This is a genomic window from Mesorhizobium sp. M0296 (assembly GCF_040321675.1).
GTDB lineage: Bacteria > Pseudomonadota > Alphaproteobacteria > Rhizobiales > Rhizobiaceae > Mesorhizobium.
Window position 1 is genome coordinate 167,791 of the sequence record NZ_JAMYRZ010000005.1, and the last position, 14,042, is coordinate 181,832.

General features: G+C 61.5%; 12 protein-coding genes. 3 read left to right on the top strand and 9 right to left on the bottom strand.

Annotated elements, in window-relative coordinates; translation table 11 throughout:
* Positions 1-133 precede the first annotated feature (133 nt).
* From NKI97_RS07740 to NKI97_RS07755, 4 genes are all read right to left on the bottom strand, one after another.
* A complete protein-coding gene (locus tag NKI97_RS07740) occupies positions 134-1,411 on the bottom strand; it encodes a sugar transferase (protein WP_352745415.1) in 1,278 nt (425 codons plus the stop codon).
* Between the two features lie 40 nt (positions 1,412-1,451).
* On the bottom strand, positions 1,452-2,771 hold the full coding sequence (locus tag NKI97_RS07745; RefSeq protein ID WP_352833376.1) for a UDP-glucose dehydrogenase family protein: 1,320 nt from the start codon (positions 2,769-2,771) through the stop codon (positions 1,452-1,454).
* A 147-nt stretch (positions 2,772-2,918) separates the two neighbouring features.
* Positions 2,919-3,509: a transcription termination/antitermination protein NusG gene (gene nusG / locus NKI97_RS07750; RefSeq protein ID WP_352745411.1), complete on the bottom strand. Its 591-nt coding sequence runs from the start codon at positions 3,507-3,509 to the stop codon at positions 2,919-2,921.
* Between the two features lie 375 nt (positions 3,510-3,884).
* Complete coding sequence (locus NKI97_RS07755) at positions 3,885-4,475, bottom strand: biotin transporter BioY (protein ID WP_352745408.1); 591 nt, start codon at positions 4,473-4,475, stop codon at positions 3,885-3,887.
* A 113-nt stretch (positions 4,476-4,588) separates the two neighbouring features.
* Between NKI97_RS07755 and NKI97_RS07760 the strand changes: the two genes are divergently transcribed.
* A complete protein-coding gene (locus NKI97_RS07760; protein ID WP_352745406.1) occupies positions 4,589-5,497 on the top strand; it encodes an MBL fold metallo-hydrolase in 909 nt (302 codons plus the stop codon).
* 13 nt (positions 5,498-5,510) lie between these two features.
* Here NKI97_RS07760 and NKI97_RS07765 read toward each other — a convergent pair whose 3' ends face one another.
* Complete coding sequence (locus NKI97_RS07765; protein ID WP_352745405.1) at positions 5,511-6,296, bottom strand: DUF1499 domain-containing protein; 786 nt, start codon at positions 6,294-6,296, stop codon at positions 5,511-5,513.
* A gap of 83 nt (positions 6,297-6,379) precedes the next feature.
* Positions 6,380-8,008, bottom strand: coding sequence for a fatty-acid--CoA ligase (locus NKI97_RS07770; RefSeq protein WP_352833377.1), 1,629 nt, complete (start codon positions 8,006-8,008; stop codon positions 6,380-6,382).
* A gap of 175 nt (positions 8,009-8,183) precedes the next feature.
* On the opposite strand from NKI97_RS07770, the gene NKI97_RS07775 reads away from it, so the two are divergent.
* Entirely contained in the window at positions 8,184-8,570 is a 387-nt protein-coding gene (locus NKI97_RS07775; protein ID WP_352570751.1) for a hypothetical protein, read from the top strand.
* Between the two features lie 126 nt (positions 8,571-8,696).
* Positions 8,697-9,086 carry a DUF427 domain-containing protein gene (locus tag NKI97_RS07780; protein WP_352833379.1) on the top strand — a complete coding sequence of 130 codons (390 nt, stop codon included), beginning with the start codon at positions 8,697-8,699 and terminating at the stop codon, positions 9,084-9,086.
* Here NKI97_RS07780 and NKI97_RS07785 read toward each other — a convergent pair whose 3' ends face one another.
* From NKI97_RS07785 to ppdK, 3 genes are all read right to left on the bottom strand, one after another.
* On the bottom strand, positions 9,087-9,818 hold the full coding sequence (locus tag NKI97_RS07785) for a polysaccharide deacetylase family protein (RefSeq protein ID WP_352833382.1): 732 nt from the start codon (positions 9,816-9,818) through the stop codon (positions 9,087-9,089).
* 140 nt (positions 9,819-9,958) lie between these two features.
* On the bottom strand, positions 9,959-11,062 hold the full coding sequence (locus NKI97_RS07790; protein WP_352745395.1) for a glycosyltransferase family 9 protein: 1,104 nt from the start codon (positions 11,060-11,062) through the stop codon (positions 9,959-9,961).
* Positions 11,063-11,197: 135 nt separating this feature from the next.
* On the bottom strand, positions 11,198-13,876 hold the full coding sequence (ppdK, locus tag NKI97_RS07795; RefSeq protein WP_352833385.1) for a pyruvate, phosphate dikinase: 2,679 nt from the start codon (positions 13,874-13,876) through the stop codon (positions 11,198-11,200).
* Positions 13,877-14,042: the final 166 nt, after the last annotated feature.

Below are 14,042 nucleotides of genomic sequence, written 5' to 3' on the forward strand. Positions count from 1 at the left end.
GGTATTTTCAACGCTGATCAGCGTGACGTCAGACATTCCAAATATCCCTTTCAAAAAAGCTGGTGCTTATCCCCATCTGTAGCGCTCGTGAGTGCTGGTTTGGCTGTGTCGACTAGCGATCTTTGCCGCTTTGTCAACGCGCGCCAAATCCCGTCAGCATGGTTCGGATGGTACGAAACACGATCAGCACGTCGAGCCAAGGGGAGAAATTCTTGATGTAGTAGAAGTCGTAGTGAAGCTTTTCCAGGACGTCGTCCACGGCTGCAACATGGCCCTGGTTGACTTGCGCCCATCCGGTAATGCCGGGCCGAACGATGTGACGGTAGCGATAGAATGGCAGCTCCGCCTCGTACCATTTCGACAGTACAAGTGCTTCGGGCCGTGGTCCGATCCAGCTCATCTCGCCGCGCAGGATGTTGAAGGCCTGCGGCAACTCGTCGATCCTGGATTTTCTCAAGAACTGCCCCAAACGGGTGATGCGTGTATCGCCGGGCTTCGTGATGGCCGCTTCCTTCTCGTCGACAGCTGTATCGCTGAGCATCATCGTTCGAAACTTGTAGACCTCGTAGGGATGCCCTCGGTAGCCCATTCGCTTCTGTCTAAACAGCGCAGGTCCAGGCGAATCGATCTTTACGGCAATTGCGACGAACAACAGCAATGGCGAGAAAACAACAAGCACAAATAACGCGGAAGCCCAGTCTATCGCCTGCTTTATTTTCAGATAGGCCTGGTTTGGGTTCAGGGAACCCAGTGTATTTTCAGAAAGATGCTCGATTTCTACCCTGCCGGTGAGCGATTCGCTGATTTGCTTGACATGGTAGACCGGCGTTCCCGAGAGAGCGCGATCGGCGATATACCGCTCCCACTCATCCGAAAGATCGGCTCGAAGATCGGCCACCACGCCGCTCGCGTGCTCGACAACCGTGCTGGTCGAATGAATCCTGTGCCAGCTCACACCTGGTACACTCTCCAGCCTGTCGACGTCTCCGCCGGGAATTATCGCCAGCCGGTATACATCCAGCCTACGCGTCGCCAGGCTCAAGCCAAAATACCACAATGTCGACTGAATAAAGCTCGCTGCCGCCTGGAACCGGCTGTAGTCGAATCTGAAAAAGAAGATCGTCGCGAACACAAGGCCGTAGGTCAGGGCGAAGGTTGGCAGGATGTAGCCAGCCGCTGCAACGCCCGGGAAATTGCCGATGCGCTTATAAAACAGATAGCCTGTCGTATGGGCGATGAATGCCGCGAAGATCGTAACCTGCATGTTCGATTGCCAGATCACTTGTTGATCAACCGACAGGCGTAACAACGCCGGCAGCAGGATGGCGAATGTCAATCCGCCAAGCAGCTGAAAGCGCATCCGGAGCAGGAGATGCCGTTTGTTGGGTAAATGGATGGTGGTGGCGATCAATTTGAATCCCGCGAATCAGGCCCCATGAAAACCTGGATGTTCACCTGACAAGATGCCGCTCTCGGCCAACGCTGGAATAGGCTATGCCTTCCCTCACGACGTCCTCGCCGCGATAGACGTTTCGCAGGTCGACCATCACCGGCGTCGCCATGACTGCACGAAGCCGCTTCAGATCCAGTGACCGAAACGCATTCCACTCGGTGACGATGACGATCGCGTGCGCGCCGTCGGCCACCGCGTAGGCGCTTTCCCCGAATTCAATGCCCTCGATCATCTTGCGCGCGTGCTCCATGCCGACCGGATCATAGGCCTTGATCGAAGCGCCTGCATCCTGGAGTGCCTGAATGATGGCCAATGAGGGGGCATCGCGCATGTCGTCGGTGTTCGGCTTGAACGTAAGGCCAAGGATACCGACAGTCTTGCCGCGCACAGAGCCGCCGCAGGCCTCAACCACCTTGCGCGCCATCGCCCGCTTGCGCTGGTCGTTTATCGAGACCGTCGTTTCAATCAGCCGCACCGGGCTTGCCGCGTCCTGCGCGGTCTTGACCAGTGCCAGCGTATCTTTCGGGAAACAGGAGCCGCCATAGCCCGGTCCAGCATGAAGAAACTTTGCACCGATGCGGTTGTCCATGCCGATGCCGCGCGCGACGTCCTGCACATCGGCCCCCAACCGCTCGCAGAGATCGGCAATTTCGTTGATGAAGGTGATCTTCATGGCCAGAAACGCGTTGCCGGCATATTTGGTAAGCTCCGCCGTACGCCGGCTCGTGTAGAATATCGGCGCGACATTCAACGAGAGGGGACGGTAGATCTCGCCCATGACGGCTTTGGCCCGTTCGGCATCGGTCCCGACAATGATGCGGTCGGGCCGTTTGAAGTCCTCGATTGCCGATCCTTCGCGAAGAAATTCCGGATTGGAGACCACCGCAAAATCGGCGGCGGGATTTTGCTCGCGGATGATCCGTTCCACCTCATCGCCGGTACCGACAGGGACGGTCGATTTCGTCACCACGACCGTAAATCCTTTGAGCGCGCGGCCAACTTCGGCGGCCGCATCGTAAACGAAGGACAGATCGGCGTGCCCATCGCCACGCCGCGACGGCGTGCCGACGGCTATGAAGACGACATCCGATTGAGAAACGGCATCGGCCAGATTGTCGTCGAAACGCAAGCGACCTTGCGCGGCATTCGTGGTGACGAGGTCGTCGAGCCCTGGCTCATAGATCGGTATCTTGCCAAGTTTGAGCATGGCAAGCTTTTCCGCATCCCGGTCGACGCAGCAGACCTGATGGCCAAAGTCGGCGAAACAGGCGCCCGAGACGAGCCCTACATAGCCGGCACCAATCATTGTTATCCGCATATCGCGTACTCTCATCAGCGCCGACGAGACGATCTCGTCAGACAGCGCCTAGTCCCACCGAAGAACGGCTACCGCACTCCCGGGTGAAAACCCGAGAGCCGATCCTACAACAATTTGCATCGCCTCGCCGCACCTCGATGCTTACGACTATGCGATGGCGACGAGATCCCTGGTATCAAGGTCGACAGGTATCTCGCCATTCATGATCGCAATCAGAACCCGAGCCCTTCCGGCTGGATCGAGCCGGTCAAGGCGACCGATCATTTCGGCGAACGGGCCGGAAAGGATCCGAACCGAAGCACCGGCTGCGAGGCCGCCACTGAAGTCGAGCAGGCCGTGCCTGCCGGTCAACGCAATGAAGCGCTCTACCAGACCGGAGGGGACAGGCAAAGGCCGGTCGCCTTGCATGACGAGGGAGCGCACACCGAACGTTCCGTTGATCGAGCGCCAACGTTGCAGCGCGACGTCAAGGGCGATGAACATATAACCCGGGAAATAAGCTGCGGACCGTGTTTCGAGCCGCCGGGCATGACGCACGGTTTTCTCGCAGCGAGGCACAAAGGGCTCGAATCCCTGGATCCGGAGATGCCGCTCTGCGACATGCTCCTTCCCGGGAAAGACGCTGGCCGCATACCAGCGCGTTGCCGGCGCGGCGGTCGACTCAGGCGACAGGGCTGTTGCCTTGCTCGTTGTTTTTTCCGCGCTACTCACGTGTCTTCCTTCGGCGGTCGGCGGCATGATCTCAGGTCAACGGTTACGACAGTGTGTGGATACCAGCAAGCAACCAAGCCACTAGAGTCAAGGCGGTTGGGTTAAGAATTTCCTACACATTGTCCAGAAATTTAGCTGTGCCTAAATAATCACCGAGCCGCTTTCTTTTTCAGCTGGCTGAGATGCTATGTCGAGCAATTTATTTCCATGCGTAGGTGCTTGGTTACGCTGGTCGTGACGAATCGCCCGTTGGTTCTGGTACTTAGTCCGTCGACTTGAAGCTAATGTGACGGATGGCATCGCGCACAAGCCTGCCGCCAGCGACAAAGATCCTGCACGGGCACACCAACTACGGCGAAAAATCACTGTCGCGCAGAACAGGTTATCACCGCTCGACCGGCTTCACGAACGCTTCAACAGCGACCAGACAGCCGGCACCAGGCTCGCGGCCAGCGCAACCTTGATCAGGTCGCCGACGATAAAGGGCACCACCCCGAACTGCCAGGACTTTTCCGGGCCGATCAACAGCGCCAGCCAGGCAAAGCCCATTGCCATCATGACGATCTCGGCCACCAGCATGGCATTGAAGAGCTTGATAGGATGGCGATCCCAGCCACGGTCGGCAGCCCAGCCGACGATCGCTGCCATGACGACGAAGCCGGCTAGATAACCGCCGGTCGAACCGAGCATGTAAGCGATACCGATGCCCTTTTCGGGCGTGCTCTGGAAGACCGGAAGGCCCAACGCGCCCTCGGCCATGTAGAGAAGCAGCGTAGCGACGCCAAGGCGCATGCCGAAAGAGGCAGCGATCAGGAAGACGGCGAGCGTCTGCATCGAGATGTCTACCGGTCCGAGCATGACCTTGGTCTTGGCAGACAAGATCAGCAGCAACGTTCCGGCGATCGCCAGCAAAAGCTGTCCTGCCAGCCGGGCCGCGCCCTTTTCAGGCAAAGCGAGAGAAATGAGCGGACGCATCGTCGTTGCAATTGCCATAGTCTTCCCCGTTCCGGATTGCCGCCGAACGCGGCCTTGCGTTTTCCTATATTGGCTTCCGTGCTATGCGGCAATCGGTTTTGCCTCGCCCCAAAAAAGGTCGCGACGTTCGCATGGCGCTGAAATTCGATACAGGCTTCGATCCGGCCTATGGCCAGGGCGTAGCCGTTGCGCCTGGTATTCAACGCGTCACCGCCAGGAACCCAAGCCCGTTCACCTTTCACGGAACCAACAGCTATATCGTCGGGCGCGAGACGCTGGCGGTGATCGATCCCGGACCGGATGACGAGGCACATCTTCGAACACTGCTCGAAGCGATCGGGACCAGGCCGGTCAGCCATATCTTCATCAGCCACACGCATCGCGACCATTCGCCGCTGGCGGCTCGGTTAAAGCAGCATACCGGTGCGGTGGTTCTGGCGGAGGGCCGGCATCGCCCGGCGCGGCCGTTGCGCACCGGCGAGGTCAATCCACTCGATGCCAGCGCCGACACCGACTTTGTTCCTGATATCGCGCTGCCGGACGATATGGTGATCGACGGCGACGGCTGGGCGATCCGGACGGTGCTGACGCCCGGCCATACCGCCAATCACGCGGCCTTCGCCCTGGAGGGAACCGGCATCCTTTTCTCGGCCGATCACGTCATGGCGTGGGCAACCACGATCGTCGCACCGCCGGATGGCGCGATGGCCGAGTACATGACATCGCTCGATCGGCTGATCGAACGTGACGACCGGCTACTGCTGCCCGGTCATGGTGGGCCGGTGACCGAGCCGCGCAGCTTCATGCGCGGATTGAAAACGCATCGCAAAATGCGCGAACGGGCAATTCTGGAGCGGATCAACAGCGGCGACCGGACAATCAAGAACATGGTGGACGCGATCTATCGAGACACCGACCCGCGCCTGCATGGCGCGGCCGGCCTGTCGGTGCTTGCCCATCTGGAAGACCTGGTGGCGCGCGGCCTGGTCCACACCGATGGCGCGCCGGCTATCGACGGCATCTATGCGCCGGCAAAGTAGTACCCTCCCGACATCATTTCGCCGGCGCCACGCCCACCTGGCCGGCGACTTCCTGGTCGAGTTCGGCAAGGAAATCGGTGATGCGCGCCGCATTGTCGCCAAGATCGTGGCGGCCGTAACGCGAGGCCGAGCGCATATCGACGATGACCGCATCGCCGTCATCGGTCACGCGGATGGCGACATCGGCGGGAAGGCCAAGCAGCAAGCTCTTGGCCAGCGCATCGACCGTCACGTCGCTTTGCCCTGCTGCGTCGGGAAACGGCGCCGTGAGCTGCCAGCCGCGCCGATCGAGCACGGTTTTGACCGCCTCCAGAACGCGATCGAAAGGCAAGGTATAGCTGCGTCCGGTAACAAGCGGATAAGCTTCGATTTGCAGCCGCTGCTCGCCGGGCGTCGGCGGCAAAAGCTCGTTCATAGCCTTTGTCCGGGTAGAAATATCGAGCACCGGCGGGTCGTCCAGATCCGTCGAGATGTCGCGCAGCGGCGGATAGGTCGCCGCCCAATAGGCTGCGACGCCGTAAGGAATGAGCACCAGAAGCGCCAGCAAGGCGCCGGCGGTCAGGTCGTGGCCGCCGCGATCGCCGAAATTCCACAGTCGCGCAAAGGCAAACCCGGCGAACAAAAGCGCAAATGCGGCCAGCAGGGCGACAATGCCAAGCACCCACAGGAATGCGGGCGTCTCGACGAGGTCATAGCGGTGGCCGATGAGAGCGGTCAGCAGCAGGATCGCCGAAAACGCACCGGCGCGCCGCGACCAACCGGCAGCCCTCGACGTTTGTCGCTCGGGAATTCCCGTCATTGTTTTCCGCGCTGCCCCAACCCGAACAAAGGCATAGTGCCTTTCAGCGCCGGCTTGAAGGCGAAAAGACGCCGCATCTCCGGTCAATCCGTCGGCAGGTGATAATCCCGGAACTGCTGGCGCAAGGTAATCTTCTGGATCTTACCGGCAGCGGTGTGTGGAATTTCGCCGACAAAAGCGACGTCGTCCGGCATCCACCACTTCGCCACCTTGCCGTCCATGAAAGCGAGAATATCCGTCTTGGTCGGCTCCCTGCCCGGCTTGCGCACGACCACGAGCAAAGGCCGCTCGCCCCATTTCGAATGCGGAATGCCGATGGCGGCGGCCTCCGCCACATCGGGATGGCCGACCGCGAGGTTTTCGAGCTCGATGGTCGAGATCCATTCGCCCCCCGACTTGATCACGTCCTTGGCGCGATCGGTGATCTGCATGTAGCCGCCGGGATCGATGTGCGCGACATCACCAGTATCGAACCAGCCGTCTTGATCGAACTGTTCGGATCCGATGCCGCCATAATAGGCGCGCGCGACGGCCGGCCCGCGGACCTTGAGCCGGCCGAAGGTCTTGCCGTCCCATGGCAGTTCGTTGCCGGCGTCGTCCGTCACCTTCATTTCGATGCCGAACGGTGTAAAGCCTTGTTTCTGCTGGACGCCGAGGCGGGCCTCGCCCTTCAGCCCGGCGTAATCCGGCTTCAGGGTGCACAGCGTGCCGAGCGGCGACATCTCGGTCATGCCCCAGGCGTGGACGACCTGGACATCGTAACTGTCCTGGAACTTCGTCGTGAGCGCGCGTGGACAGGACGCACCGCCGATGACGACTTTCTGCAGATAGGGAAGTTTCTTGCCGGTCTCTTCCAGATACTGGAGGAGCATCATCCACACCGTCGGCACGGCGGCGCTGAAGGTCACCTTCTCGGTATCGAGCAGCTCGTAGAGCGAAGCGCCATCCATCTTGCAGCCGGGCATGACCAGCTTGGCGCCGATCATCGGCGCGCTCTGGGCAAGGCCCCAGGCGTTGGCGTGAAACATCGGCACGACCGGCAGTATGGTGTCGCGCGACGACAGGCCCATGGCGTCGGGCATGGCGGCGATCATGGCGTGCAGCACGTTCGAACGATGGCTGTAGAGGACGCCTTTCGGGTCGCCCGTCGTGCCCGAGGTGTAGCACATCCCGGCGGCGGTGTTTTCGTCGAATGTCTTCCAGGCGAAGTTGCCGTCGGCTTCAGCAAGCCATTCTTCATAGGCGATCACATTGGGCAGCGCAGTCTCCGGCATATGCGCGTTGTCGGTCAGCACGATGACCTGCTTCAGCGACTTGAGCGCGCCGGCGATCTTTTCGAGCAGCGGCAGGAAGGTCAGGTCGACGAAGATCGCCTTGTCCCCGGCATTGTTCATGATCCAGGTGATCTGCTCGGGAAAGAGCCGCGGGTTGAGCGTGTGATAGATGGCGCCGACACCCATGATGCCGTACCAGGCCTCGATGTGGCGCGCGGTGTTCCAGGCCAGGGTCGCGATGCGGTCGCCAAGCCCGAAACCGTCACGCTCGAGCCGCTCGGCGACCTTCAGGGCACGATCATGGATTTCGGCATATGTGCTGCGCACGATCGGCCCCTCGATCGAACGCGACACGATTTCGCGGCTGCCGTGCTGCCGCTCGGCATTGTCGATCAGCTTATGGCAAAGCAGCGGCCATTCCTGCATCAGCCCGAGCATCTTGTTCCTCCCGTTATTTTTTCGCCATTGTGGGACGAACCGGCGGATTGTCCAGCCAGGATCGGGCTGGAGCGGGGCATGGAGCCAATTGAAGCCGAATTCGCCACAATCCGGCCATGCTCGGCGTTAACGTTGATTAACGGCGGGGCGCGATTGGCGAATGAAAGAGGTTCGCATGGACGCGCAGCTCGACGACAAAGCCCTCGAAAATACGCTTGCCGAAAGTCTGGCCGATCTGGTGGCGGCCGACGTCGCGCAGGCCGATCTGGTGCCTGACGCCAAAGCCGTTTCCGAAGATGAATTCGTCGAGGTCGTCGGTGGCGCCCTCGAAGCTGTCGGCGGCACGCTCTTGTTCAAGATGTGCGTCGAGAACGAGGGCGAAAGTCAGCACGTCGCTGCCGCCTGCGTCGGCGACGGCGGCAATCGCCAGTTCCTGCTGCTCACCTTGCCGACCAGCGGTGGTGCGCTGAAGGTCGAGACCACCTCGAAAAGCACCAATCCGGTGGCCGGCATTGCCGCCGCGTATGCCGGGCTGATGGACGCTTTCCAGGCCGCCGCCTGAGTTTTTCGGGGAAGCGGAAGAAAGAGGCGAGACTTCTCTCCGCGGGCGACGCCCGCCTGGTGGCAGGCAGGTCTTGCGCAAGGCTCTTGCCAGACACATCTTGGGGTTGAGGCAAGGAGATCCGATATGGACCAGATCGCAAATCCGTCACCCGGCTTTCAGCAGAATCCGGGCAAGGTCATCACAGTCGAGCCTTCCAAGGGCACCGTGACGGTGCGCGCTGGCGATGTCATCATCGCTTCGTCCAAGAAGGTCAAGGTGCTGACCGAACCTCCCTATCCGCCTGTTTTCTACATTCCGTTCGGCGACATCGACTTCAAACAGCTTGGCAAGACCGAACACTCGAACCATTGCCCCTATAAGGGCGATGCCAGCTATTGGAGCGTGCTGCCCGCCGGCGATGCAGGCAAGGATGCGATGTGGGCCTATGAGCGGCCGTTCGACGAGATGTCAGACATTCGCGATCACGGCGCGTTCTATCCAAGCAAGGTGACGATCAAGGCCACGCCCGGCTGATCAGTCGGTGGTGCCTTCATCGCCGTCGGCATCGTCGAGACGCACGAAGGTGAGGCCCTTGGCCTTCAGCGCCAGAAGTCCCTGCACCACGCCTTCGCCGGCCGCATGGGTCGGCTGGTTGATGTGAGCGATGATGACGTCGCCGTCCTTCGCCGCGGCAATGCGCCGGGCGGTCTCTTTTGCGCCGAGCAATGAGCCGCCATCGCCGTTGATCGAGAATCCGGCGATCTTGAAACCAAGCTTGCGTATCATCGCGATTGCCGACGGGCTGTATTCGGCGGTTGCGCCGCGAAACCATTTCGGCGCCGGTTCACCTGTCACGGCAAGAGCGGCAGCACCCGATTCGACCTCGGCCAGCACGGCCTCCGGGCTGCCGGCACTGCGAATGCCGTAGATCTTTTGCGGCGTGTCTACAGCCGGGACATGGCGGCCGCCATGGTTTTCCAATTCAAACAGTTCGGGATGCGCCTGCATGATCTCGACGGCGGCGGCGTTGTGCTTCAGCCAGATGCCGGTGACGAAAATGGTGGCAGGAATCTTGTTTTCCACCAGCGCCGAGAGAATCCGTGTGTCGGTCCTTCCGCCGCACGCATCGAGCGTCAGCGCGACGCGGCCGCCGCCCGCCTCGGCCTTGATGTGCAGCGTCGGTGCGACGAGCAACTGGGCGTTGCCAGGAGAAACAGCCCACAGCCATATCGCAATGGCGCAAAAATACTTTTGGAACGGGCGCATCGATTATTTCCAGGTCGGCCGGATCAAAGTTGAAGCGGCGACCCCAAGACCGCCATCAAGGCGGAAATCGGGACGATGCCCCTGCAAAAGCGTCGGCAGCGGCAATTTGACCGCCAGCCTGACCTTTGGCAAGCGCGAGGTCACAATGCGTGCTCCACGTCCTTAACCTTACGTGAAAGGATCGCGAGCACCGCGTCGACCACCGCTTTGACCTCAAGTCGCCAGACGCAGCAAGCCTTGCTCGGATCGGGTCGGCGGCACAGGTCCCTGGCTATGCACTCGCAAGGCATGGAGGGCCGCGGCGTAACACTGGCCACGCCGACAGGGCCCCAGACGGCCGGGTCGGTCAGGCCGAACAGGCCGACAACCGGCGTTCCGGCGGCGGCGGCCATGTGCATCGGACCACTCTCGTTTCCCAGAAACAGGCGTGCCTGGCCGAGGAGCGCCAGCAGCGTTGCCAGCGACAGCGCCCCGACCACGTTGACGACCGGCGAAGCGGCCTTGGCGACGATGCGCTCGGCAGATGCCCGTTCATCGGGGCCGCCGACAAGCAGGAAGTCCAACCCGGTCTGCCGCGAGATCTCGTCGATCGCCAGCGCAAATCGTTCCGGCTGCCATTGCCGCCCCCGGAAGCTCGCTCCTGCATGAACGGCTATGAAGGCGTTACGCCGGAGATGATGCCGGTCGAGAAGCGCCAATGCCCTGGCGGTCTCCAGCGGCAGCGGCTCAATCGTTGGGACCGGCGCACGCAACTCCACGCCAAGCGCCTCAAGCGGCGAAAGATAGCGGTAGAGATAATGCTGGCCACCAAAGCCAAACGGCTTGGCTAGGACGTTGGCGGGCTGGCGTTCCAGCCAGCGCAACGGTTTTTCGGGAGGATCATATCCGACGCGGGTCTTGGCGTTGACGAGCCTGACGATGATGCGTGAGGTTTTGGAATCGGCCAGGTCGATGGTCAGGTCAAACCGGAACCGGCGCAGAGCGCGCACCATCGCGTAAAGCTCGCGACCACGCTGCACAGGGGTGCCACGCATCCGTACGCGCCGGAACGCCACCACGTCCGAGGTGATGCCATGAGCCAACAGGAAACTGGCAAAGTTCGCCTCGCAAAGGAACACTATCCTGGCCTTTGGATATTGGAGGCGCAGGTTTCTGGCGAGCGCGGAAGCGAGGACAAGATCGCCGATGAATTTCGTCTGGAGGATGAGAATCGAGCGGACGTGCGTGGGCGGGTTCTGCAACATCTGTTTCTGGCACCGGGGCGGGTTCGGGGGCCGGAAACTGGGCAGAAACGATGTCGGGATTTGGAGCCGACAGACGCACGTTCGCGTGAACTCGGTTACAAATCGGTAAGGTCAGATGCCGGTGGACTCCAACTCCTATCCGCGGCCGTTCTTTGCAGCCTGCACCGCCGCTTGCGCGGCGGCCAGCCTGGCAATCGGGACCCGATAGGGCGAGCACGAGACATAGTCGAGGCCGACCTTTTCGCAGAAATGGATCGAGGCCGGGTCGCCGCCATGCTCGCCGCAAATACCGAGCTTGATGTCGGGCCGCGTCGCCCTGCCCTTTTCGGCCGCCATCCGCACCAGCTCGCCGACACCGTCTATGTCAAGCGACACGAACGGATCCTGCTCGATGATGCCTTTTTTCCGGTAGGTCTCGAGGAACGAGGCCGCATCGTCGCGTGAGATGCCAAAGGTGGTCTGGGTCAGATCGTTGGTGCCGAAGGAGAAGAATTCGGCCGCCTCGGCGATGATTTGGGCACGGATCGCGGCGCGCGGCAGCTCGATCATCGTGCCGGTCAGGTAACCGATCCTGACGCCGGTCTCTTCCATCACGCTTTTGGCGACGGCGTCGATGCGCGCCTTGACGAATTCGAGCTCCTTCGCCAGCCCGACCAGCGGCACCATGATCTCCGGGACCACCAGCGCGCCGGCCTTCCTGCCGGCCTCGACGGCCGCCTCGAAAATGGCGCGCGCCTGCATCTCGGCGATTTCGGGATAGGAGACGGCAAGTCGGCAGCCGCGATGGCCGAGCATCGGATTGAACTCGTGCAGCGCTTCGGTGCGCCGCCGGAGCTTGTCCGGCGATACGTTCATGGCGGCGGCGACCTCGGCCACCTCCTCCTCGGTCTTCGGCAGGAATTCGTGCAGCGGCGGATCGAGCAGGCGGATCGTCACCGGCAGGCCGGCCATGATCTCGAACAGCTCGAGGAAATCCGAGCGCTGCATCGGCAACAGCTTGGCCAGCGCCGTTCGGCGGTCCTTTTCGGTATCGGCCAGGATCATCTCGCGCATGGCAACGATGCGGTCGCCGTCGAAGAACATGTGCTCGGTGCGGCAAAGCCCAATGCCCTCGGCGCCGAAGGACCGCGCCATGCGCGCATCCAGCGGCGTCTCGGCATTGGTGCGCACCTTCATGCGGCGCGCGCCGTCGGCCCACTCCATGATGGCGGCGAAATCGCCCGAGAGTTCCGGCTGCAGCATCGGTACCGCGCCTTTCAGCACCTGGCCGTTGCCGCCGTCGATGGTGATGATATCGCCCTTGCGGAAGGTCGCGCCCATCGCCATCAGCGTGCCGGCCTTGTAGTCGACGCGCAGCGAGCCGGCTCCCGAAACGCAAGGCTTACCCATGCCGCGCGCCACAACGGCGGCGTGGCTGGTCATGCCGCCGCGCGTCGTCAGGATGCCTTCGGCCGCATGCATGCCATGGATGTCTTCGGGGCTGGTCTCGATGCGCACCAGGATCGCCTTGCGGCCTTGTGTCTTGGCCTCCTCGGCGTCGTTCGAGGAAAACACGATTTCGCCGGTGGCAGCACCTGGCGATGCCGGCAGGCCGACGCCGATGATATCGCGCGCCGCTTTCGGATCGATCGTCGGATGCAGCAACTGGTCGAGCGAGGCCGGATCAATGCGGGCGACGGCCTCCTCCTTCGAGATCAGCCCGTCCTTGGCCATGTCGACGGCAATCTTCAGCGCTGCCTTGGCGGTGCGCTTGCCGGACCTGGTCTGCAGCATCCACAATTTGCCGCGCTCGATGGTGAATTCGAGATCCTGCATGTCGCGGTAATGCTTTTCCAGGCGGTCGGAGATGCTGACGAAAGCCTGGAAGGCGTCCGGCATCAGCTTCTGCAGCGACGGCTTGTCGGAGCCGGCGGCAATGCGCGCCGCCTCGGTGATGTTCTGCGGCGTACGGATGCCGGCAACGACATCCTCGCCCTGGGCGTTGACCAGGAACTCGCCATAAAGCTGCTTTTCGCCGGTTGACGGATTGCGGGTGAAGGCAACGCCGGTGGCCGAGGTGTCGCCCATATTGCCGAAGACCATGGCCTGGACATTGACCGCCGTGCCCCAGCTCTCGGGAATGTCGTGCAGGCGCCGATAGGTGATGGCGCGGTTGTTCATCCAGCTGGAAAACACCGCACCGATGGCGCCCCACAGCTGCTCGTGCGGATCCTGCGGAAACGGCTTGCCGAGCTCCTCCTCGACCTTGGCCTTGTAGAGCGCGATTACGCCTTGCCATTCGATGGCTGTCAGCTCGGTGTCGAGCTCATGGCCGAGGCCGCCCTTCTGGTCTTCGAGAATTTCCTCGAACACCTCATGGTCGAGACCCATGACCACGTCGGAATACATCTGGATGAAACGGCGGTAGCTGTCATAGGCAAAGCGCGGATCGCCTGAATCGGCGGCCAAGGCTTCGACCGTCTCGTCGTTGAGGCCGAGATTGAGCACGGTGTCCATCATGCCGGGCATGGAGGCGCGGGCACCGGAGCGAACCGACACCAGAAGCAGTTTCGACGGATCGCCGAAACGGCGCCCGGTCAGCCGGCCGATGTGGTCGAGGGCGACCGCAACATCCGCTTCCAGCGAGGCCGGATAGGCGTGGCCGTTGGCGTAATAAGCGTTGCAGACCTCGGTGGTGATGGTGAAGCCTGGCGGCACCGGCAGGCCCAGGCTGCACATTTCGGCAAGATTGGCGCCCTTGCCGCCGAGCAGATTGCGGTCGCCGGCACGGCCTTCCGCCGCTCCATCGCCAAAGGTGTAGACCCATTTGGTCATGCTTGCTCCCAGGTTGCAGGAGATTGGAAATACTGACAAATCGAGCGATATGATGCTGCAATGCGAAAGGCAAGGCATCGACCAGGCCGGCCGGCCTCTACAATCGATTAAGGAAAAGCGGCGCCGAAAAGACTTGCTTTTTGGAAAGCTTTGTTGTAGAACATAA